Annotated in this window: 21 protein-coding genes; 12 read left to right on the forward strand and 9 right to left on the reverse strand. The window is 70.4% G+C overall.

Features of this window, described 5'->3' with window-relative positions; genetic code table 11:
* Nucleotides 1-87 precede the first annotated feature (87 nt).
* Entirely contained in the window at nucleotides 88-555 is a 468-nt protein-coding gene (gene bcp / locus SAVERM_RS26715) for a thioredoxin-dependent thiol peroxidase (RefSeq protein ID WP_010986580.1), read from the reverse strand.
* A 192-nt stretch (nucleotides 556-747) separates the two neighbouring features.
* Between bcp and SAVERM_RS26720 the strand changes: the two genes are divergently transcribed.
* Both SAVERM_RS26720 and SAVERM_RS26725 read left to right on the forward strand, forming a co-directional pair.
* On the forward strand, nucleotides 748-1,086 hold the full coding sequence (locus tag SAVERM_RS26720; protein WP_010986581.1) for a DUF3618 domain-containing protein: 339 nt from the start codon (nucleotides 748-750) through the stop codon (nucleotides 1,084-1,086).
* Between the two features lie 43 nt (nucleotides 1,087-1,129).
* Nucleotides 1,130-1,486 carry a GroES family chaperonin gene (locus SAVERM_RS26725; protein ID WP_010986582.1) on the forward strand — a complete coding sequence of 119 codons (357 nt, stop codon included), beginning with the start codon at nucleotides 1,130-1,132 and terminating at the stop codon, nucleotides 1,484-1,486.
* A 119-nt stretch (nucleotides 1,487-1,605) separates the two neighbouring features.
* Here the strand turns inward: SAVERM_RS26725 and SAVERM_RS26730 are convergent, their stop codons facing one another.
* Nucleotides 1,606-3,999 (reverse strand): transglycosylase domain-containing protein, encoded by a 2,394-nt coding sequence (locus SAVERM_RS26730; RefSeq protein ID WP_037649880.1) that lies wholly within the window; start codon nucleotides 3,997-3,999, stop codon nucleotides 1,606-1,608.
* A gap of 201 nt (nucleotides 4,000-4,200) precedes the next feature.
* Here SAVERM_RS26730 and SAVERM_RS26735 point away from each other — a divergent pair, with 201 nt between their 5' ends.
* The 4 genes from SAVERM_RS26735 to SAVERM_RS26750 are packed head-to-tail and all read left to right on the forward strand — an operon-like array spanning nucleotide 4,201 to nucleotide 7,839.
* Nucleotides 4,201-5,001 carry an ABC transporter permease gene (locus SAVERM_RS26735; protein WP_010986584.1) on the forward strand — a complete coding sequence of 267 codons (801 nt, stop codon included), beginning with the start codon at nucleotides 4,201-4,203 and terminating at the stop codon, nucleotides 4,999-5,001.
* Between the two features lie 37 nt (nucleotides 5,002-5,038).
* Nucleotides 5,039-5,893 carry an ABC transporter permease gene (locus SAVERM_RS26740; RefSeq protein WP_042493616.1) on the forward strand — a complete coding sequence of 285 codons (855 nt, stop codon included), beginning with the start codon at nucleotides 5,039-5,041 and terminating at the stop codon, nucleotides 5,891-5,893.
* 2 nt (nucleotides 5,894-5,895) lie between these two features.
* Nucleotides 5,896-6,903, forward strand: a complete 1,008-nt coding sequence (locus tag SAVERM_RS26745; RefSeq protein WP_010986586.1) for an ABC transporter ATP-binding protein — start codon at nucleotides 5,896-5,898, stop codon at nucleotides 6,901-6,903.
* A gap of 33 nt (nucleotides 6,904-6,936) precedes the next feature.
* Nucleotides 6,937-7,839: a DUF1707 SHOCT-like domain-containing protein gene (locus tag SAVERM_RS26750; protein WP_010986587.1), complete on the forward strand. Its 903-nt coding sequence runs from the start codon at nucleotides 6,937-6,939 to the stop codon at nucleotides 7,837-7,839.
* Nucleotides 7,840-7,879: 40 nt separating this feature from the next.
* Here the strand turns inward: SAVERM_RS26750 and SAVERM_RS26755 are convergent, their stop codons facing one another.
* Entirely contained in the window at nucleotides 7,880-9,208 is a 1,329-nt protein-coding gene (locus tag SAVERM_RS26755) for an SGNH/GDSL hydrolase family protein (RefSeq protein ID WP_037649877.1), read from the reverse strand.
* 165 nt (nucleotides 9,209-9,373) lie between these two features.
* Here SAVERM_RS26755 and SAVERM_RS26760 point away from each other — a divergent pair, with 165 nt between their 5' ends.
* The 3 genes from SAVERM_RS26760 (at nucleotide 9,374) to SAVERM_RS26770 (ending at nucleotide 12,868) form a co-directional block, all read left to right on the forward strand.
* Entirely contained in the window at nucleotides 9,374-10,741 is a 1,368-nt protein-coding gene (locus SAVERM_RS26760) for a DUF445 domain-containing protein (protein WP_010986589.1), read from the forward strand.
* Nucleotides 10,742-10,804: 63 nt separating this feature from the next.
* On the forward strand, nucleotides 10,805-12,310 hold the full coding sequence (locus tag SAVERM_RS26765; RefSeq protein ID WP_010986590.1) for an MFS transporter: 1,506 nt from the start codon (nucleotides 10,805-10,807) through the stop codon (nucleotides 12,308-12,310).
* A gap of 93 nt (nucleotides 12,311-12,403) precedes the next feature.
* The gene (locus SAVERM_RS26770; protein WP_037649874.1) at nucleotides 12,404-12,868 is read left to right on the forward strand and encodes a hypothetical protein; all 465 of its coding nucleotides are present in this window, start codon (nucleotides 12,404-12,406) and stop codon (nucleotides 12,866-12,868) included.
* A gap of 84 nt (nucleotides 12,869-12,952) precedes the next feature.
* On the opposite strand, the gene SAVERM_RS26775 is transcribed toward SAVERM_RS26770, so the two are convergent.
* Both SAVERM_RS26775 and SAVERM_RS26780 read right to left on the reverse strand, forming a co-directional pair.
* The gene (locus tag SAVERM_RS26775; RefSeq protein WP_010986592.1) at nucleotides 12,953-13,462 is read right to left on the reverse strand and encodes a hypothetical protein; all 510 of its coding nucleotides are present in this window, start codon (nucleotides 13,460-13,462) and stop codon (nucleotides 12,953-12,955) included.
* Nucleotides 13,463-13,472: 10 nt separating this feature from the next.
* On the reverse strand, nucleotides 13,473-13,922 hold the full coding sequence (locus SAVERM_RS26780) for a membrane protein (protein WP_010986593.1): 450 nt from the start codon (nucleotides 13,920-13,922) through the stop codon (nucleotides 13,473-13,475).
* Between the two features lie 270 nt (nucleotides 13,923-14,192).
* Between SAVERM_RS26780 and SAVERM_RS26785 the strand changes: the two genes are divergently transcribed.
* Nucleotides 14,193-15,218: a GlxA family transcriptional regulator gene (locus SAVERM_RS26785; RefSeq protein WP_010986594.1), complete on the forward strand. Its 1,026-nt coding sequence runs from the start codon at nucleotides 14,193-14,195 to the stop codon at nucleotides 15,216-15,218.
* A gap of 76 nt (nucleotides 15,219-15,294) precedes the next feature.
* On the opposite strand, the gene SAVERM_RS26790 is transcribed toward SAVERM_RS26785, so the two are convergent.
* The 4 genes from SAVERM_RS26790 to SAVERM_RS26805 form a co-directional block, all read right to left on the reverse strand.
* Complete coding sequence (locus SAVERM_RS26790; RefSeq protein WP_037649873.1) at nucleotides 15,295-15,597, reverse strand: hypothetical protein; 303 nt, start codon at nucleotides 15,595-15,597, stop codon at nucleotides 15,295-15,297.
* A gap of 157 nt (nucleotides 15,598-15,754) precedes the next feature.
* Entirely contained in the window at nucleotides 15,755-16,699 is a 945-nt protein-coding gene (locus tag SAVERM_RS26795; RefSeq protein WP_037649872.1) for a hypothetical protein, read from the reverse strand.
* Nucleotides 16,696-17,070: a peptidase inhibitor family I36 protein gene (locus SAVERM_RS26800; RefSeq protein WP_010986597.1), complete on the reverse strand. Its 375-nt coding sequence runs from the start codon at nucleotides 17,068-17,070 to the stop codon at nucleotides 16,696-16,698. Before SAVERM_RS26800 ends, SAVERM_RS26795 begins: the two co-directional genes overlap by 4 nt.
* Before the next feature lie 216 nt (nucleotides 17,071-17,286).
* The gene (locus SAVERM_RS26805) at nucleotides 17,287-17,832 is read right to left on the reverse strand and encodes a helix-turn-helix domain-containing protein (protein ID WP_048894321.1); all 546 of its coding nucleotides are present in this window, start codon (nucleotides 17,830-17,832) and stop codon (nucleotides 17,287-17,289) included.
* Between the two features lie 486 nt (nucleotides 17,833-18,318).
* On the opposite strand from SAVERM_RS26805, the gene SAVERM_RS26810 reads away from it, so the two are divergent.
* Both SAVERM_RS26810 and SAVERM_RS26815 read left to right on the forward strand, forming a co-directional pair.
* Nucleotides 18,319-18,513: a hypothetical protein gene (locus SAVERM_RS26810; RefSeq protein WP_010986599.1), complete on the forward strand. Its 195-nt coding sequence runs from the start codon at nucleotides 18,319-18,321 to the stop codon at nucleotides 18,511-18,513.
* On the forward strand, nucleotides 18,488-19,021 hold the full coding sequence (locus SAVERM_RS26815) for a DUF6879 family protein (RefSeq protein WP_010986600.1): 534 nt from the start codon (nucleotides 18,488-18,490) through the stop codon (nucleotides 19,019-19,021). Before SAVERM_RS26810 ends, SAVERM_RS26815 begins: the two co-directional genes overlap by 26 nt.
* Nucleotides 19,022-19,032 lie beyond the last annotated feature (11 nt).

Below are 19,032 nucleotides of genomic sequence, written 5' to 3' on the forward strand. Positions count from 1 at the left end.
TCACCTGCTCCGAGGTGGCGAACGCAAACGGAAGTCCCCGCGCAGAGGGACTTCCGTCACAAGAAGACCGTCAGATACCCAGATCCTTCAGATGCCCAGATCCTTGATGATCTTCGCCACATGGCCGGTGGCCTTCACGTTGTACAGCGCCCGCTCGACCTTGCCCTCCTCGTCCACGACCACCGTGGAGCGGATGACGCCGACGACCGTCTTGCCGTACAGCTTCTTCTCGCCGAAGGCGCCGTACGCCTCCAGGACCTGCTTGTCCGGGTCGCCGACCAGCGTGACCTTCAGGTTCTCCTGCTCGCGGAACTTCGCGAGCTTCTCGGGCTTGTCGGGGGAGACGCCGATGACGTCGTAACCGGCGCCCGCCAGCAGCTCCAGGTTGTCCGTGAAGTCGCAGGCCTGCTTGGTGCAGCCGGGGGTCAGGGCGGCCGGGTAGAAGTAGACGATGACCTTGCGGCCCTTGTGGTCGGCCAGGGAGACCTCGTTGCCGTCGGCGTCCGGCAGGGTGAAGGCGGGGGCGGTGTCGCCGGGCTGGAGTCGCTCGCTCATCGGTACCTCACGTGGCAAGGGGCGGGTTACGCGAACGAGCCTAATGGCGCCCGCCGACATGGCCGCGACAGCGCCCGATGGGGGGTGCCGCGGGGTGCGTTCGGCACGAAGCTGACAGACTGTCGACCACGGACGCAGAAAAGCTTGCGGACCACGCACGGAACACGTCGCAACGACCACGGAGGAAACGCGGTGGCGGACACGTCGAGCACGCCGGATACCAGAACTCCGGCGCAGATCGAGGCGGACATCAGGCGCCGCCGCGACACGCTGGCCGAGACGCTCGACGAGATCGGCGTCCGGGTGCACCCGAAGACGATCGTCGGCGACGCCAAGGCCAAGGTCGTCTCCCACATCGACAACACGCTCGGACGCGCGTACGTCGGCGTCAACCGGGCCGTCAGCGATGTGAAGGGCCAGCTGGTCACCAAGGAGGGCGCGCCGCGCCTGGAGCGCATCGTGCCCGTGGCGCTCGTCGTGGTCGGGGTCGTCGGGCTGGTCGCCGTCGGCTCCCGTCGGCGCAAGCGCTGACCCGCCTGCGGACGGAGCGGGCAAAGGCAGGTAGGTTCGGGACGTGAGCGCCAAACTGCACAAGCACAGCACCCATGACGACAAGCTGCCGATCCGGATGCTGCACGACCGCGTTCTCGTGCGGCAGGACACCAGCGAGGGCGAACGCCGGTCCGGCGGCGGCATCCTGATCCCCGCGACGGCGGCGGTCGGCCGGCGCCTGGCCTGGGCCGAGGTCGTCGCGGTCGGACAGAACGTACGGACCGTGGAGACGGGCGACCGGGTGCTCTACGACCCCGAGGACCGCGCCGAGGTCGAGGTACGCGGCACCGCGTACGTCCTGATGCGCGAGCGCGACCTGCACGCCGTGGCCGCGGACCGCTTCGAGGGGTCCGAGGACTCGACGGGCCTGTACCTGTAGGTACCTGGACCTGTCTGTAGGTACCCGGAGGCACCTCCGGATGCCTGGAGGACGTACGGCCGAGGGGCTGGTGACCGCTGTCACCAGCCCCCTTCGCTTGCGCTGCCGAGGTGCTCTCTCTACCGGCCGAACAGGCCCGCCGTCGTACCCCCGGCTCCCGTCGCGTCGCCGCCGTCCGTCGTCCCCCCGGCGCCTGTCGTGCCGCCGCCGTCAGTGGTGCCGCCGTCGGTCGTGCCGCCGTCGTCGGTGGTGCCGCCGTCCGTCGTGCCGCCGTCGTCGGTGGTCCCGCCGTCCGTCGTGCCGCCTGTCGTGGGCGTGCCGCCGTCGGTCGTGCCGCCCGTCGTGGGGGTGCCGCCGTCCGTCTGGCCCTCGGTCGTGGGCTCGGAGGTCTGGCCGCCGTCCGAGGTCGTACCGCCGTTGTCCTGGCCGCCCGTGCCCGGCTCGTCACCGGGTCCGGTCGGCAGGGGCTGCTGCTCCTGCGCGCCGGCCTGGAGCCGGAGGTCGAAGTCGGCGACCGGCTTGCCCTTCAGGGCGGCCTTCGTGAACTGCGCCCAGATCTGCGCGGGCGCGCCGCCGCCGTTGATCCGGGGCAGGCCCATCGCGCCGTACAGCGCCTTGTGCTTGCCGGACTCCGGGTCCTGGCCCATCACGGCGACGACAGTCGCGAGATGGGGCGTGTAGCCCGCGAACCAGGCCGCCTGGTCCTCCTCCGCGGTGCCGGTCTTGCCGGCCGCGGGCCGGCCCGCGGCCAGCGCGGCCGTGGCCGTGCCGTTCTGGACGACGCTCTGGAGGACCGACGTGGTGGTGTCGGCGGCCTCGCGGCTGACGGCCGCCTTGGCGGCCTGCTTCGGCAGCTGTACGCCCTCGCCGTCCTTGGTGATCTTCTCGACGAGCGTGTACGTGCCGTGCTTGCCGTGGTTGGCGAGCGTGGCGTACGCCTCCGCCATGTCCAGCACGCTGGCGGTGGCCGTGCCGAGCGCGACCGAGGGGTACGGGTTCAGGTCGGGTGTGTTCTCGGGCAGCCCCAGTTTCAGCGCCGTCTGCTTGACCTTGGACGGGCCCACGTCCACGGCCATCTGCGCGTACACCGAGTTCACGGACTTGTCCGTCGCCTCGCGGACCGAGATCGGGCCGTACGAGACGCCGTCCTCGTTCTCGGGCGCGTACGTGCCGCCGGTCCAGCCCTGCACGGGACGCCTGTTGGTGCCGTCGTAGCCGGTGTTCGGGGTGATCGTGCGGCCGTCCTGGGTAACTGAGCCGTTCTGCACGGCCGAGGTGAGGACGAACGGCTTGAAGGTGGAGCCGACCTGGTAGTCGCGGCGGGTGGCGTTGTTGACGTACTGCTTGGTGTAGTCGATCCCGCCGTACATCGCGATGACCTTGCCGGTGGCCGGGTCGATGGAGACGCCGCCCGCGCGGACGTAGTTGTCGACCTTGCGGTTCTTCTTGTCGAGCTTGTCCATCACCTGGTCGTCGACGGCCTTCACGAAGGCGTCCTGCTTGGGCTTTTGCAGGGTCGTCGTGATGCGGTAGCCGCCGGTGTCCAGGGTGTCCTCGGCGATGATCTTGTGCTCGGTCAGGTAGTCCTTCACCGCCCGCACCAGATAGCCGCGCTGGCCGGACATGCCGGCCGCGACCACGGCCTGCTTGGGCTGCGGGAACTTCACCTTGTCCCGGGCCGACTGCGTCACCCAGTTCTTCTTCACCATGCCGTCGAGGACGTAGTTCCAGCGGGCGAGGGCCGCGGACTTGTTCTCGGGGTGCGCGACCACGTCGTACTCGCTCGGCGCGTTGAGCAGTGCCGCGAGGTAGGCGCCCTGGCCGACGGTCAGGTCCTTCGCGTCGACGCCGTAGTACGCCTGGGCGGCGGCCTGGATGCCGTACGCGTTGCGGCCGAAGTAGCTGGTGTTGAGGTAGCCCTCGAGGATGGCGTCCTTGCTCTTCTCGCGGTCCAGCTTGATGGAGATGAAGAACTCCTTCACCTTCCGCGAGACGGTCTGCTCCTGGGCCAGGTAGTAGTTCTTCACGTACTGCTGGGTGATCGTCGAGCCGGACTGCTTGCCCTTGCCGGTGGCCGTGTTCCAGGCGGCCCGGATCATCGCCTTCGGGTCGACGGCCGACTCGGTGTAGAAGTCGCGGTCCTCGGCGGCGAGCGCCGCGTGCTGGGCACCCTTGGACATCTGCGCGAGCGTCACGATCTCCCGGTTGACCTCGCCGTCGCGGGCGAGCTGGCTGCCGTCCGCGTACAGGTACACATTGCTCTGCTTGGTCGCGGTCGTGTTCGCCGGCGGGATCTTGACCAGGTTGTAGCCGAGCACGAACAGGCCGACCAGGATCAGGACCACGCCGACGAAGGTACCGAGCACCAGCCGCCAGGTCGGGATCAGCCGGCGCCAGCCGGTGCGCTTGGGCCGTTTCGGCTTCTTGTCCGCGGCGGTGTCCGGAGCGGTCGACTCCGGGTCTGTGGGTGCCCAGCCCTGGCTGCTCTGCTGCGGCTGCGGCTCGTCGCTCATCTTGGTGCCGGACTCCTGTTTCGCCTCGTACGTTCCCGTACGCCCTCGTACGCCTTTTGCGCCCACTCTTGAAGACTGTCGCACCAAGCGTTCCGTTCCCGACACCAGGCACGCGTCGGGCCGGAAAATGCGTGGCACGCCACTTCGCCCGCGCACTAGGCTCCTGCGCTTTGGCCCGGCACGCTGCGGAAGGGGTTCCTCGTGGGGACAGGGCGGTTGTACGCCGCCGTGGCCGCCGGTGGTTTCAGGCGGTACGCGACCTACCGGACGGCCACCGCGGCCGGGGTGTTCACCAACACAGTCTTCGGATTGATCTTGGCATACACCTACATCGCCCTGTGGGACGAGCGACCCCATCTGGGAGGGTACGACCAGGCGCAGGCGCTCACGTACGTGTGGATCGGCCAGGCGCTCCTGATGACGCTGGCCATCGGGGGCGGTGGCTTCGAGGACGAGCTGATGGAGCGCATTCGTACGGGTGACATCGCGATCGACCTCTACCGGCCCGCCGACCTTCAACTGTGGTGGCTGGCGGGGGATCTGGGGCGGGCGCTGTTCCAGCTTCTGGGGCGGGGGGTGATCCCGATGGTGCTGGGCGCGTTCTTCTTCGAACTGGCCCTGCCCGCCGACCCGTTGCGCTGGGCGGCGGCCCTGGTCGCGGTCTTCCTCGCGATGCTCGTCAGCTTCGCGATCCGCTACCTGGTCGCCCTGACCGCGTTCTGGCTGCTGGACGGGGCGGGTGTCACCAACATGGCCTGGATCACGGGGATGTTCTGCTCGGGGATGGTGCTGCCGCTCAACGCCTTCCCCGGCGCGCTCGGCGAGGTGGTCCGCGCGCTGCCCTGGGCCTCGCTGCTCCAGGCCCCCGCGGACGCCCTGATGGGCCGCGCCGGACTGCCGGCCACGTACGCCTTCCAGGGCGCCTGGGCGGTGGCGCTCCTCGCGGCCGGGCGCCTGCTCCAGTCGGTGGCGACCCGGCGGGTGGTGGTCCAGGGTGGCTAGGTCCAGGGTGGCTGGGTCCAAGGAGGCTGGGCCCAAGGTGGCTGGGTCCAGGAGCCGCGCGGCGGGGCAGGGACGGGTCGGGGCGCGGCTGGCGGACGGTCTGCGCGCCTACCGCATGATCGCCGGCATGTGGATCCGCTCCACGATGGCCTACCGCGCCTCCTTCGTGATGACCACCTTCGGCAACTTCGGGGCGACCGCCCTCGACTTCGTGGCCATCCTGCTGATGTTCTCGCAGGTCGACGCGCTCGGCGGCTACACCCTGCCCGAGATCGCCTTCCTGTATGGCGTCGCGGGCATCGCCTTCGGACTCGCCGACCTCGCGATCGGCTCGATGGACCGGCTGGGGCGGCGGGTGCGCGACGGCACGCTCGACACCCTCCTGGTGCGCCCGGCGCCGGTGCTCGCGCAGGTCGCCGCCGACCGCTTCGCGCTGCGCCGCCTCGGCCGGATCACCCAGGGGCTGCTGGTCTTCGGGTACGCCGTCGCCGCACTCGACATCGCCTGGACCCCGCTGAAGGTGCTGATGGTCCCGTTCATGATGCTCAGCGGCGGTGCGATCTTCGCGGCGGTGTTCGTGGCGGGCGGCGCCTTCCAGTTCGTCGCGCAGGACGCCTCCGAGGTGCAGAACTCCTTCACGTACGGCGGCCAGACGCTGCTCCAGTACCCGCCGACCGTCTTCGCCGCCGACCTGGTGCGCGGAGTGACCTTCGTCGTGCCGATCGCCTTCGTCAACTGGCTGCCCGCGCTGTATGTGCTGGGGCGGCCGTATCCGCTCGACCTGCCGACGTGGGTGGCCTTCACCCCGCCCCTGGTCGCGGCGGCCTGCTGCGCGCTGGCGGGGCTCGCCTGGCGTGCGGGACTGCGTTCGTACCGGAGTACAGGGAGTTAGGGATGCCAGACGGTGACTTCATCACGCTCGACCGCGTCGAGAAGGTCTTCGACGTGCGCCGCAAGACCGGCTTCCTGCGCAGCGAGCGGCGGCGGGTGCGGGCGGTGGACTCCCTCTCCTTCACCGTGGCGCGCGGCGAGATGGTCGGCTACATCGGCCCGAACGGCGCCGGCAAGTCGACCACCATCAAGATGCTGACCGGGATCCTGACGCCGAGCGGCGGCCGGCTGCGGGTCGCCGGCATCGACCCGTCCCGCGAGCGGACCCGGCTCGCGGCCCGTATCGGGGTCGTGTTCGGGCAGCGTACGACGCTGTGGTGGGACCTGCCGCTGATCGACTCGTACCGGCTGATGCACCGCATGTACCGCATCCCGGACGGGCGTTATCGCGAGAACCTCGACCGCTGTGTCGAACTCCTCGAACTGGGCGATCTGTTGGACGTTCCGGTCCGTCAGCTCTCCCTCGGCCAGCGGATGCGCGGCGACATCGCGGCGGCCCTGCTGCACGATCCCGAGGTGCTGTACCTGGACGAGCCGACGATCGGCCTCGACGTCATCAGCAAGGCCAGGGTCCGGGAGTTCCTGCGGGAGCTGAACGCCGAGCGGGGCACGACGGTGCTGCTCACCACGCACGACCTCCAGGACATCGAGCAGTTGTGCGGACGCGTGATGGTCATCGACCACGGGCGGCTCATGTACGACGGTCCCCTGGCCGGGCTGCACGAGGTGGGCGACAGCGAGCGCACGCTCGTGGTCGACCTGGCGCGTGAGCTGCCGCCGATCGAGGCGGCGCCCGCGCGCGTGGTGAAGGTCGAGGGGCCCCGGCAGTGGCTGGCCTTCCCCGCCTCGGAGTCGGCGGCCCCGCTGGTGGCCAGGATCGCGGCGGCGTATCCGCTGGTGGACCTGTCGGTGCGGGAGCCGGACATCGAGGCCGTGATCGCGAAGATGCTTCAGTCCATGGGCGACACTCCCCAACCCCCGCCGGAGCAGGCGGAGCACGTGGTCTCGTAGCCCGGCGGGCGGGGAACTCGTAGGCTGCTGTCCATGACCGACGAGGAACCCTCGGAGCTGCGTGCCTCCGACGCCGATCGTGAACGAGTCGCCGAACAGCTGCGGGACGCCGTCGCGGAGGGCCGTCTCGACATGGAGGAGTTCGAGGAGCGGCTGGAGGCGACCTACAAGGCGCGCACCTACGGGGAGCTGACGCCGATCACCCGTGACCTGCCGGCCGCCGGTGTCGGCGCACCCCCGGTCTCGATGGTCAAGCAGCCCGCGCCGAGCGGGAGTTGGGCCGAGCGGATCGTCGGGGGCGACGGCTCGTCCAGCTGGGCCGTGGCGATCATGGCGGGGTTCCAGCGCAAGGGGCGCTGGACGGTGCCCAAGCGGTTCAACTCCTTCGCCTTCTGGGGCGGCGGTGAGATCGATCTGCGCGAGGCGTACTTCGCGGACCGCGAGGTCGTCGTCAACTGCGTGGCGATCATGGGCGGGATGAACGTCGTCGTACCGCCGGGCGTCGAGGTCGTCGTCCGCGGCATCGGCGTCATGGGCGGCTTCGACCACCGTGAGGAGGGCGTCCCGGGCGAGCCCGGCGCCCCCCGCGTGATCGTCACCGGGTTCGCCTTCTGGGGCGGCGTCGGCGTGGAGCGCAAGCTGACCCGGGCCGAGCGGCTGCGGCTGAAGGAACAGCGCCGGCAGGAGAAGCTGGAGCGCAGGGCCGCCCGCAAGGAGCTTCAGGGGTCCGGGAGCGACGGCCGTGACGTCCGCGACACCCTCGATGAGCTGGACGACGTGTACGACACCGCCCGCGAGGCGCTGGAGGAGCACCGCGACCTGGTGCGCGAGCGCCACGAGGAGCGCCGGGAGCGGCACGCGCAGCGCCACGAACTGCACCGGGAGCGCCGGGAGGCCCGCCGGGAGGACCGGGACCGCCGCCGCCACCGGGACTGACTCCGCGGGCCCTTCCCCGGCATGACCGGCCGAGCAGTTTCTACAGCTCGGCCGGGACCGCGCCCGTCAGGTCCGCCAGGTCGATCGCGTCCGCCATCGTGCGGTAGCCCTTGTCGCTCGGGTGGAGATGGTCGCCCGAGTCGTAGTCGGAGCGCAGCTTGCGCGGGTTGTACGGGTCGCGCAGCGCCTTGTCGAAGTCGACGACGGCGTCGTACACCTGGCCCGCGCGGATCTGCGCGTTGATGGCCTGGCGCACCGTCTCGCGGTAAGGGGTGTAGCCGCGGTGGCCCTGGAACGGCATCAGCGTCGCGCCGACGACCCGCAGTCCGCGCGCGTGCGCCTGCCGGACCAGGGTGCGCAGCCCGGCCACGATCCGGTCGGGGTCGGCCCGGCCCGGGTTCCGCAGGATGTCGTTGACGCCGAGGTCGATGACGACCGCCTTGACGTTCGTACGGTCGAGCACGTCACGTCCGAAGCGGGACAGCCCGCTCGGGTTCTCGGCGGGGCGGCCGAGGCCCGCGGCCAGCACCTGGTTGCCGCTGATGCCCTGGTTGACGACGCTGTAGCGGGGCACGTCGCCGGTGCCGGCGGAGGCCCGCAGCCGGTCCGAAAGGATGTCCGTCCAGCGGCTGTTGGTGCCCACGGTCGAGGTCACGCCGTCGGTGAGGGAGTCGCCGATCGCCACGAGGGTGCCGCTCGACTCGTTGCTCAGCACGTCCAGCGCGGTGAGGTAACGCCAGTACGTCGTCTGCTCGGTGTACGCCGTCGCGGTGACGTCCTCCACGCGGTCGCCCTGGGCCGCGTACGAGATCTGCCGCGCCTGCGGGTGGTAGGTGACCGGGCCCGACGGGGTCGGGGAGTAGGTGGTCACCAGGACGTCGCTGTCGTGCGGGATCGTGACGCGCACGGCGTCGCTGAGCACCTGCTGACCCGCGGGCACGATCACCGAGGTGGCGCCGTCGAAGGTGAGCCGGCGCATGGTGCCGGTGCTGGCGGCCGCGCTGTTCGCCGTGGCGGCGACCGCGATCGTGGCGTGGGTGATGGTCAGCGGCTGCTGGCCGAAGAGATTGGAAAGCGTGACGCGGGCACCCGTACCGCCGATGCCGGCGTGGACGACGTTGCGCACGGACCGGCCCGCCAGGCCGTCCGTCTCGGTGCCCGGCTCGGCCCCCGCGGGGGAGGCCGACCAGGCGCCGACCCAGGTGCCGGTGGAGGCCGGGGCGGCGGAGTTGCGTGGGGGGCGGTCGTCGGCGAGGGCGCTCTGGTCCTGGCCGTCGTCCGCCCCGGCGCCTATGTATATGGCGGCTGAGATGGCCACGATGAGTGTGCATATCGCGGCCAGCAAGGCATAACCGTGACGCTTGGTCATGCGGTGCGTGTCTCCTCGGGCAATGGGAGCCCGAGGCTCCGATGTGATGACCCCATGATGCGTCATGGGGTAGGAGGAACCGGAACGGACCCCCGCTGATTCCCCCGCCCGAACAGACGCGGGGAACTCCTGTTCCGTTCCAGGAGTCGGTCAGGAAGGGACAATGTGTACAAGGTCACCGAACGGGTGGAGCGGATGGAACGTACGAACACGGAAGAACTGGGCGCCGCAGGGCAGCATGCCCGGCCCGGCGCCGCCACGAACCGCGCGATGACCTCCTTCAGCCCCGCCGACGAGGAGAAGCGCAGGGGCGTGCGCCGGATGAAGGCCACGGCGACCGCGATGCTGCTCTTCGTCGCGCTCGTGTACGTCGTCGCCAAGTGGGCGTCCCACCAGGGCGCCGGCCCCTGGGCGGGCTATGTCGCGGCCGCGGCCGAGGCGGGCATGGTCGGCGCGCTGGCCGACTGGTTCGCGGTCACGGCCCTCTTCAGGCACCCCCTCGGCCTGCCCATCCCGCACACCGCGATCATCCCCACCAAGAAGGACCAGCTCGGCGTCTCCCTGGGCGAGTTCGTCGGTGAGAACTTTCTCTCCTCCGACGTGGTGCGGAGCCGGCTGCGCGCCGTCGGCATCGGCAGCCGCCTCGGCGCCTGGCTCGCGGAACCCGAGCACGCCGACCGTGTCACCGCCGAGCTGGCCACCGCGCTCAGGGGCGCCCTCACGGTCCTGCGTGACTCCGATGTGCAGGCGGTGGTCGGCGAGGCCATCACACGGCGCGCCGACGCCCAGGAGGTGGCGCCCGGCATAGGGAAGATGCTGGAGCGGATCGTCGCGGACGGCGGCCACCGGCGGGTCGTCGACCTGGTCTGCGCCCGCGCGCACGACTGGCTCGTCCTGCACGACGAGCAGGTCATGGACGCGGTGCAGGGCGGCGCCCCCGGCTGGACCCCGCGGTTCGTCGACAAGAAGGTCGGCGAGCGCGTCTACAAGGAGCTGCTCCGCTTCGTCACGGAGATGCGCGACGCCCCCGCGCACCCGGCCCGTGGCACCCTCGACCGTTTCCTCACCGACTTCGCCTCCGACCTCCAGTCCGACACGGACACCCGCGTCCGCGTGGAGCGCCTCAAGGGCGAGGTGCTCGGCCGCGGCGAGGTCCAGGACCTGATCGCGTCCGCCTGGACGGCCGTACGCTCCATGATCGTGTCGGCCGCCGAGGACGAGCGCAGCGAGCTGCGGCTGCGCGTGCGGGCCTCGCTGCTGAAGCTGGGTGCCCGGTTGGCCACGGAGTCGAAGTACCAGACCAAGGTGGACGGCTGGCTGGAGGGCGCGGCGGTGTACGTGGTGACGACGTACCGGGACGAGATCACCTCCCTGATCACGGACACGGTCGCGAGCTGGGACGCCGAGCACACGACGAAGAAGATCGAGGCGCACATCGGCCGTGACCTGCAGTTCATCCGGATCAACGGCACGGTGGTGGGATCGCTCGCGGGACTGCTGATCTATACGGTGTCGCGCCTTCTGGGGGCGTGAAATACGCCGTCGAGGGCATCCGGGAGTGCGTCACACAGGAGTGGTCACTCGAGGGAGAGAGCCATGTCGGCTTCAGCGCCACAGGCCCATGGTCCGGCCGCCACCGGAACCGTCACGACGGACGTACCGGCCCGCTTGGACCGGCTGCCGTGGTCCCGCTGGCACTGGATGATCGTCATCGGCCTGGGAACCGTATGGATCCTGGACGGCCTGGAGGTCACCACGGTCGGCAACATCGCGGGCAGGTTGTCCGAGGACGGCAGCGGCCTGTCCATCACCTCGGCCCAGGTCACCGGTGTCGCTGCGGCGCTCTATGTGGCGGGCGCCTGCGCGGGCGCCCTGTTCTTCGGCTGGCTGACCGACCGCTTCGGCCGCAAGAAGCTCTTCATGGTCACTCTCGTGGTCTACCTCTCGGCGACCGCGCTGACCGCGCTGTCCTTCAATTCCTGGTGGTTCTTCACCTTCCGGTTTCTGACCGGCTTCGGCATCGGCGGCGAGTACGCGGCCATCAACTCGGCGATCGACGAACTCATCCCCGCCAAGTACCGCGGCCGCGTCGACCTGATCATCAATGGCAGCTACTGGCTGGGCGCGATCGGCGGAGCGCTGTTGTCCATCGTGATGCTGGACACGTCGATCTTCCCCAAGGACCTCGGCTGGCGGCTCACCTTCGCCCTCGGCGTCGTCCTCGGGCTGGTGATCCTGCTGGTCAGGCGGCATGTGCCGGAGAGCCCGCGGTGGCAGTTCATCCACGGCCGCGGCGAGGACGCCGAGGCGCTGGTGTCCTCCGTGGAGCGGGAGATCGAGCAGGAGAAGGGGGAGCCGCTGCCCCGCGCGGAGAGCGAGATCACCATCGAGCAGCGCAAGAGCATCGGCTTCGGCCTCATCGCGAAGACGGTCTTCGGGCGCTATCCGAAGCGTGCGGTGCTCGGCCTCGCCCTCTTCATCGGACAGGCGTTCCTCTACAACGCGATCACCTTCGGCTTCGGCGCCATCCTCACCACGTTCTACGACGTGCCGACCGGCGGCACCGGCTACTACTTCGCCGTCATCGCGGCCGGCAACTTCATCGGCCCGCTGCTGCTCGGCAAGCTCTTCGACACGGTCGGCCGCCGGATCATGATCGCGTCGACGTACCTGCTCTCCGGTCTCCTCCTGTTCGGCACGGCCTGGCTCTTCGACCGGGGCTCGCTGAGCGCGATGACGCTGACGGCCTGCTGGTGCGCCGTGCTGTTCTTCGCCTCGGCGGGCGCCTCCAGCGCCTATCTGACGGTCTCCGAGGTCTTCCCGATGGAGACCCGCGCGATGGCCATCGCCTTCTTCTACGCGCTCGGCACGGCCGCCGGCGGCATCAGCGGCCCGCTGGTCTTCGCGGACCTCACGGAGTCCGGCGTGGTCGGCGACACGGTGCTCGCCTTCCAGATCGGTGCGGGGCTGATGTGTGCGGCGGGCCTGGTCGCCGCGTTCCTCGCGGTGAACGCGGAACGGCGCTCGCTGGAGGACATCGCGGAGCCGCTGTCGGTGGCGCAGACGACGGCGCCCGCGCCCGCGTCGGCGTCGGGGACCTGAGGGCCTGAGGGCCTGAGGGCCTGAGGTTCTGAGTACGTGAGGTGAGTACGCGTACTCTGTCGGCCCGGCGCCCGCACCGTGACCCTCGTACGTATGACCGAGAAGCTGTTGAGCCCTCTGCACACGCGCCCCTGGCCCGAGCGCTGGCTGACCCGCGTGCTCGGCGCCGCCCTCGCCTCGGCGGCGTATCTTCTCTGCCTGCCATGGGACCTGAACAACCGGGCCCCGTCACCGGGGGCCGTCGAGGAGACGACCCCGGTGACGGGTGTGGGCGTCGTCGCGCTCGCCGTGATCCTGCTGGCCCTGGCGGCCTACTTCGGCCACCGGGACTCGCTGGGCTGGCCGGTGCTGCTGGTGGCCGTACCGCCGGCGGCACTGCTGTACGTCTCCCTGCGCACGCACCCGGGGCCGCCGGACGGGTTCGCGGGTGTGTGGCCGCTGGTCTGGGGGTTCTTCACGCTGCTGATCGGGGTCGGAGTGCTGGTCGCGGCGGCGGTGGCGCGGGAGTTCAGGGCAGACTTGGTGGACGAGGAGCTGAGCCTCGCTCACCGCCGGTGACGGCGGGCTACGGGCCGTAGAAGTACCGGGTTACTGGCCGAGATGTACCGGGCCACGGGCCGAGAGGCACCGCTCCACCGGCGCCTACTGGCCGTAGAAGTACTGCGACCCCTTCTCGATGAAGTGCGAGGCGTAGACGCGTCCGAGGGCCGGCTTGCCGCGGTACATCGCCACGTACCGGCGCGCGCTGTCGACCACGACGGGCCGTGTCATGCAGGCGAACTTGAGGCGCTGCTGCTCCTCCGCCCACTGGACGGCGGCCGGGTCGATCCGGTCGCTGACCAGCACGGGGAAGGCGCCGACCCCGTTCTGCAGGCCGACGGGGAGACCGCCCTTGGTGTCCTTGGCGTACTTCATCACCTGGTCGGTGAAGGTGGAGATGACGGGAACGGTCACCTCCGGGACCGCCGCGGCGACGGTGAACAGGTGCAGCCTCGTCGCCATCCAGCTCAGCCGGAAGTCGGCCCGCCGCCCCACCAGGACGGGCACCCCGGCCCAGTCCTCCCACCGGGTGGTACATCCGTCGGCCGACAACTGGCGCTCCACGAACGTCAGGTAGGCCCCCGGCGTCGACTGCTCTTGCTGTGCGTACATGGGCGGGATCCTATGCGCCCGTGGTGGACCCCGGTCGAATGATCATCAGGATGGTGACGGTGGCCCACAGAAGGTTGAAGATTCCGGTGAACATGGCCAGCTGAACCGTCGCCGCGCGGTCTCCCGCGCCCTCCATGATCGCGCTCTGCCGGGGCAGCACCAGCGCGCCGAGGACCACGGCCGCGAGCGCGGTCAGCGCGATCGAGACGATCAGCCAGGCGTCCCCGAGCACACCCATGCTGCTCGCCGTGGCGAATCCGAAGACGGGGACGACGACGCCGACGGTGGCGTACACGCGGCAGATGCTGTGCAGCAGCCGGGTGGTCGCGAGAGCTTGCGCGTCGTCCGGCGCGGCGAGGGCCTTGCGCGCGGTCGGCGGGAACATGCTCGCGGCGACCGTGACGGGCCCGATGGCGACGATCGCGGCGATGACGTGGACGGCGAGGAGGAACTTGGTCACGGGGTGACGGTAGGGGCGGGGAGGATCTTGCAGAAGTGGCGGTTCTGCCAGTAGTCAACGGATTCCCGCCATGCCGGGCGCGCCAGGCTTTTCCCGACAGGATGCTGCACGCGGTTTGCCGGGATGTCCGGGATTTCTGTTTTTCCGGGGCTCCCGGGGCTCCCGGTGGGGGCGCGCGGGCGCGGGCAGGCGGCTTGCGGGTGCCGGCAGGTGGCTTTTCGAGGGCCTGACCCGGCTGACCGTAATCCGTTGTGCGCCTACGCTTCAGCCATGCACACCGTGGCCGTACTGGCGCTCGACCAGGTCATCCCGTTCGACCTCTCCGCCCCGATCGACACCTTCGGCTGGGCCCGGCTGCCGGACGGCCGGGCGGCGTACCGGATCCGGGTCTGCTCGGCTTCGGCGGACGACGAGGTGAGCGCGGGCCTGTTCGCGCTGCGTGCCCCGTACGGTCTGGAGGCGCTGGCCGAAGCGGACACGATCATCCTGCCGGGCGTCGCCGACCCGACCGTCCCGCTCCCGCCGGGCGTGGCGGAGGCGCTGTGCGCGGCGGCCGCGAACGGCACGCGTATCGCCTCGGTCTGCGTCGGCGCCTTCGTCTTCGCCGCCACCGGCCTGTTGGACGGGCTGCGCGCGACCACCCACTGGGTCGCGGCCCAGGACCTGGCGGCCAGGTACCCCGCCGTGACCGTCGACCCGAACGTCCTCTACGTCGACAACGGCCAGTTCCTCACCTCGGCGGGCGCGGCCGCGGCCCTCGACATGTGTCTGCACATGATCCGCATGGATCACGGTTCCGCCGTCGCCGCGCATGCCGCCCGGATGTCCGTCATGCCGCTCGAACGGGAGGGCGGACAGGCCCAGTTCATCGTCCACGACCAGCCGCCGGTACCGGCCGGCACGACCATGGAGCCGCTCCTCGGCTGGCTGGAGGAGAACGCGGGCCGTGATCTGACCCTGGACGACATCGCCGCCCACGCCGGCATGAGCACCCGTACGCTCAACCGCCGCTTCCGCGAGCAGACCGGCACGACTCCGTTGCAGTGGCTGCACCTGGCGCGGGTGCGGCGGGCGCAGTATCTGCTGGAGGCGACGACGTACCCGGTCGAACGGATCGCGTCGCAGGCGGGGTTCGGCTCACCGACGGCGTTCCGGGAACGGTTCCGGCGGGTGGTGGGGACGAGTCCGTACGCGTACCGCAAGGCCTTCCGGGGAGCCGACGACGGCCGGCCCGGACCGCGGGGCGCGCTCGCGGCCCCCGGCGCCCACTCGTCGTCCGGCAGCTCCTCGACGTAGCCCTGTCGCCGACCTCGGGACACCCTGGCCGGACCCGAGGGGCGTTCCGCACCGGAGGCCAGGAGGGGGCAGGAGGTCAGGCGCGCCGGTCCGCGACGGCCCAGGAGGCCAGCGCCACGGCTCCGGCCACCCCGAACACGGCGGGCCACGCGCCCACCTTCTTGGCGAGCGGGTGGGACCCGGCGAAGGCGGCGACATACGCGGCGGTGAGCGCCCCGGCGGCCTTCCCGCCGGCCTGCCGCCGCCACTGCTGCGCGGCCGCGGCCCCGGCGGTGGCCAGGACGACTCCGCCCAGCTGCCGCTTCTTGGTCCAACGGGCCACCCCGTACCCGCCGACGAGCCCGCTCGCGGCGACCACTGCCGTAGGAACCTTCGCCATCACTGCCTCCTGCTGCCGCGTCGCCGCGCCTGTGCCGGTGTTGTTCGGGACGAACCGAGGCTAACGCGCCGGTTCTGACCTTCCGGCGCGACCCCCGGCGCGACGCTTGAGCCGGAGGTTGTCATCGCGATGACTCACCTCTGTGTACGGAGGTGCGTCATCGGCCTGACCTGGACGCCCCCGATGTCATCGAGGCCTTGAGCACGTCGCGTTTCGCGGCGACATGGCGTGCGACGACACCCCTCTCGGCCGCGCTGAGCACGCGCTTCTCCACCGACCGCTGCACCCTGCCGATGGTCTTCGCGAGCTCCGCCCGCGCCTGGCACCGGGCGTCCGCCGTCGCCGTACGGATCTCCTCGCGGCCGAGTGCCCGCAGCGACGTCGGGTCGGCAGCGGCCTTCGCCAGACGACCGTTCAGCCGGGCCCGCGATGCCTGCGGATCGTCGGCGGGGTGTCCCGTCTCCGCCATGCAGGCGGACCAACGCCGGATCGCCGCACGGTAGTCGGGGTCCTTCTCGACGGCGGCCAGAACCCGGGTCGACAGTGCCGCGACCACAGGTTCGGTCCGGTCCCAGTCCGCGCCGTACACCTCGGCGCGCGCCCGGGCCACGCAGCCGTCCGCGAAGTACTCGACGCGGGAGCCGTCCGGCAGCCGGACCGACACCCGGTGCTTCGCGGTGCCGGTCAGCGCCCGTCGCCACGCGGGGGCGCGGGACTCGTCGCCGGAGGGAGGCGGGGAGGACCGGAGGTACAGGTACTCGCCCACGATGCCGTACCCGTCGGCGGCCGCCTTGCGCGGCCCCAGCAGCCCGTACGGATTCGTCTCCTCGCTCCGCGCGGAGGCGACCCGGGGCTGCGGCGTGTAACGCTGACCGCGCGCCGCCATGCACGGTGCGATGGCCTGTTCCTCCAGGTCGTGGAGGCGTACGGCTTGGGCGTGGCTGAAGGAAGCGGCGCCGGACAGCGGACGTACATCGGGCGGCTCGGACGCGGCCGGCCCGTGACCGGCCGCTCCGTCGAGAGAGCAGCCGGCCAGGACCGAGGCGAACAGCACTGCCAGCGCCGTCGGCACTGCGGCACGCCGCGCGGGGAGTGTGCTCACACGCACCAGTCGTTCGAGGCCACGTTGTGCCAGTACACCGTCCCGGCCAGGGTGGGATTCGTGTAGCCGCGGTCGAGAACGTAGCTGGATCCGGTCTTGTTGAGGCCGGAGAAGATGCGCACGTTGCAGCTGTTGCCGTGGTTGTAGAGCGACTCGGCGTTGTTGAACTTGTTGTACTGGAGGAGGTTGTTGTTGTCGCCGGACACGGTTCCGGGGTCCCCCGAGCCGTTGGTGCCGAGGTAGGCGCACAGCGACCCGGCGGGACAGTCCGACCACGCCGCGTTCGCGGGGCCGGCCGTCGCGAGGGCCCCGACAGCGGCCAGCGCCGCACCTCCGAGGGCAATACCGCTCCGCACGAGAATCCGATGCATAACGAGTTCCTTCCACGTAGGGAAAGCTCTGCGACGACGCCACAGTGGATGGCAGCCATGGGCAGCCGGTGGCAGTCATGGGCAGCCGGCGGCAGCCATGGGCAGCCGGTGGCGGTCGATGGCGGTCGTTCGGCAGCAGACTCGCCCAGAAGCGGATGTCCCATCAGGGGAAGGGCGTGGGATGAGACGTCCTGGGACGCTCGCGCCCCTCCTGCCTCAGACGTGGTACGTACGCGACTGCCAGATCGGGAAGCGGGGGACGGCGGAGGGACAGATACACCCGTCGCACGGTCTGCGCGCCGCGGCACCCCGTTCCGACAGGAGGCCGGTGACAGCCGCGGCCAGCGCGCCCACGGCCACCCCGGCGACGAAGGCGCCGAGCGTGACCGGCCGACCGCGCGCACCGCCGCGGTTGCGTCCGCGGTCGTGGGCGGGGCCCTCGTCGGCGGGGCTGTCGGCGGTGAGGCCGCGCCCGGCCACCGCGGACTCGGGGGCCGCCTCCGGGGCACTGCCTCCGCTCAGCAACAGGCTGCCCGCCTCGTCCCCCAGCGCGGAGGCGAACTGCTCCACCGCCGCGCGGGGCACCGGCTTCTTCCCGTTGAGGAACCGCTCCCACGACGACCGGCTGTAGTGCGTTCTCGCGGCGAGCTTGCTGAAACTGAGGCCGGACACCTCCTTGAGCCGGCGCATCTCCCCGGCGACCCGCTCCCGATCCTGCTCCAGGGCCCACCGTTGCGACGGCAGCCGGTCGACGTCTCTCATACGTCCCCCTGTGTCCTACGTGTCCCGCGTAGTACCGGTCGCGGGGACCGAGGCCCCCGCAGCCAGCAAACAGGGAATGGGACAGAAGGGACAGACGTTTCACGGCCGATTCCACTGGCATATGGAGCTGATCCGGCAAGGCGCCCAGAACGCGTCCATTGCCTGCTGTGTCGCCATTCCCGCCTGCCTCCAACGGAGTTACTCCCTCGACCCATGACGCGGCCTGCGCAGGGACCGAGAGACACGGTGCTTGTCACCGGTCACGACGCTAGAGACACCGAGTCAGCCGCCTCCAGCAGTGTGCATAAATGTGCATGGATTCACTCTCCAGCAAGTGAAGGCCACCTCACGCCTCTTGACGACGCACTCGAAGAGGAGGACTTTGATGCACATCAGTGCACATGCAGAAGAAGAGAGGCAGTCATGGCCTTACGGCTCATCGGTATCGATCCCGAGACAGGATAGAGCGGATCACCCACGGCCTGGGTGGACCTGGCGAACGCCGACATCGTGCTGCAGAGCTACATTGCCGACGACCGGACACGAACCGAGTGCGTGGGGAACACCGCTCCGGGGCACGACAAGGGCATCCCCGAGCACGAGACAGTGATCCGCCTTCCCGTGCATCTGGTGCCGCTGCTGAGGGAGGCCTGCGATGCCGCAGAACGAGCTGCGCTTTGACGATCTCCTCGAAGCGGCCCGGCACTCAGCCGTCCACCTGGAAATGCGAGACGCGTATGGAGTCGGCGATGAGGACGCCGATTTCAACGAGTGGCAGCGCAGCGGCAACCGAGACTCCGACCCCAGCTCCCCATACTGGGCGCCCTGGGTTGACCTGATCTCCCGCGCAAGGGACCGCGGAGTCACCGTCCGCAGGGCGCGTATCGTCTCCGAACCCGTAACGGACTACATCCGTTACGAGCACGCCGGAACCCCCGTCAACATTCAGGCAGGCGAGCAGGTCCGCTGGCTGTCGAGGCGAAACGCCAGCGACCTGATGCTTCCCGGCTGTGACCTATGGATCTTCGACGGCGCGCAGGTGCTGTTCAACCACTTCACCGGCAGCGGAGACTGGGCGGACCCGCCGCTCGAGCTGCGCACCGAGCCAGGCATAGTCAAACAATGCGCGGACGCCTTCGAGGCGGTGTGGGAGCGCGCCATCCCGCACGATCAGTACGAGATCCACTAACAGGAAGCACC

Source organism: Streptomyces avermitilis MA-4680 = NBRC 14893 (genome assembly GCF_000009765.2).
GTDB classification, from domain to species: domain Bacteria; phylum Actinomycetota; class Actinomycetes; order Streptomycetales; family Streptomycetaceae; genus Streptomyces; species Streptomyces avermitilis.

Excerpts from the sequence above, each read along its gene's own strand:
- SAVERM_RS26815 (WP_010986600.1), top strand. The coding sequence starts at position 18,488 with ATGCCGCAGAACGAGCTGCGCTTTGACGATCTCCTCGAAGCGGCCCGG.
- SAVERM_RS26745 (WP_010986586.1), top strand. The coding sequence starts at position 5,896 with ATGCCAGACGGTGACTTCATCACGCTCGACCGCGTCGAGAAGGTCTTC.
- SAVERM_RS26790 (WP_037649873.1), bottom strand. The coding sequence starts at position 15,597 with ATGGCGAAGGTTCCTACGGCAGTGGTCGCCGCGAGCGGGCTCGTCGGC.
- SAVERM_RS26770 (WP_037649874.1), top strand. The coding sequence starts at position 12,404 with ATGACCGAGAAGCTGTTGAGCCCTCTGCACACGCGCCCCTGGCCCGAG.
- SAVERM_RS26755 (WP_037649877.1), bottom strand. The coding sequence starts at position 9,208 with ATGACCAAGCGTCACGGTTATGCCTTGCTGGCCGCGATATGCACACTC.
- SAVERM_RS26765 (WP_010986590.1), top strand. The coding sequence starts at position 10,805 with ATGTCGGCTTCAGCGCCACAGGCCCATGGTCCGGCCGCCACCGGAACC.
- SAVERM_RS26800 (WP_010986597.1), bottom strand. The coding sequence starts at position 17,070 with ATGCATCGGATTCTCGTGCGGAGCGGTATTGCCCTCGGAGGTGCGGCG.
- SAVERM_RS26785 (WP_010986594.1), top strand. The coding sequence starts at position 14,193 with ATGCACACCGTGGCCGTACTGGCGCTCGACCAGGTCATCCCGTTCGAC.
- SAVERM_RS26775 (WP_010986592.1), bottom strand. The coding sequence starts at position 13,462 with ATGTACGCACAGCAAGAGCAGTCGACGCCGGGGGCCTACCTGACGTTC.
- SAVERM_RS26805 (WP_048894321.1), bottom strand. The coding sequence starts at position 17,832 with ATGAGAGACGTCGACCGGCTGCCGTCGCAACGGTGGGCCCTGGAGCAG.
- SAVERM_RS26750 (WP_010986587.1), top strand. The coding sequence starts at position 6,937 with ATGACCGACGAGGAACCCTCGGAGCTGCGTGCCTCCGACGCCGATCGT.
- SAVERM_RS26730 (WP_037649880.1), bottom strand. The coding sequence starts at position 3,999 with ATGAGCGACGAGCCGCAGCCGCAGCAGAGCAGCCAGGGCTGGGCACCC.
- bcp (WP_010986580.1), bottom strand. The coding sequence starts at position 555 with ATGAGCGAGCGACTCCAGCCCGGCGACACCGCCCCCGCCTTCACCCTG.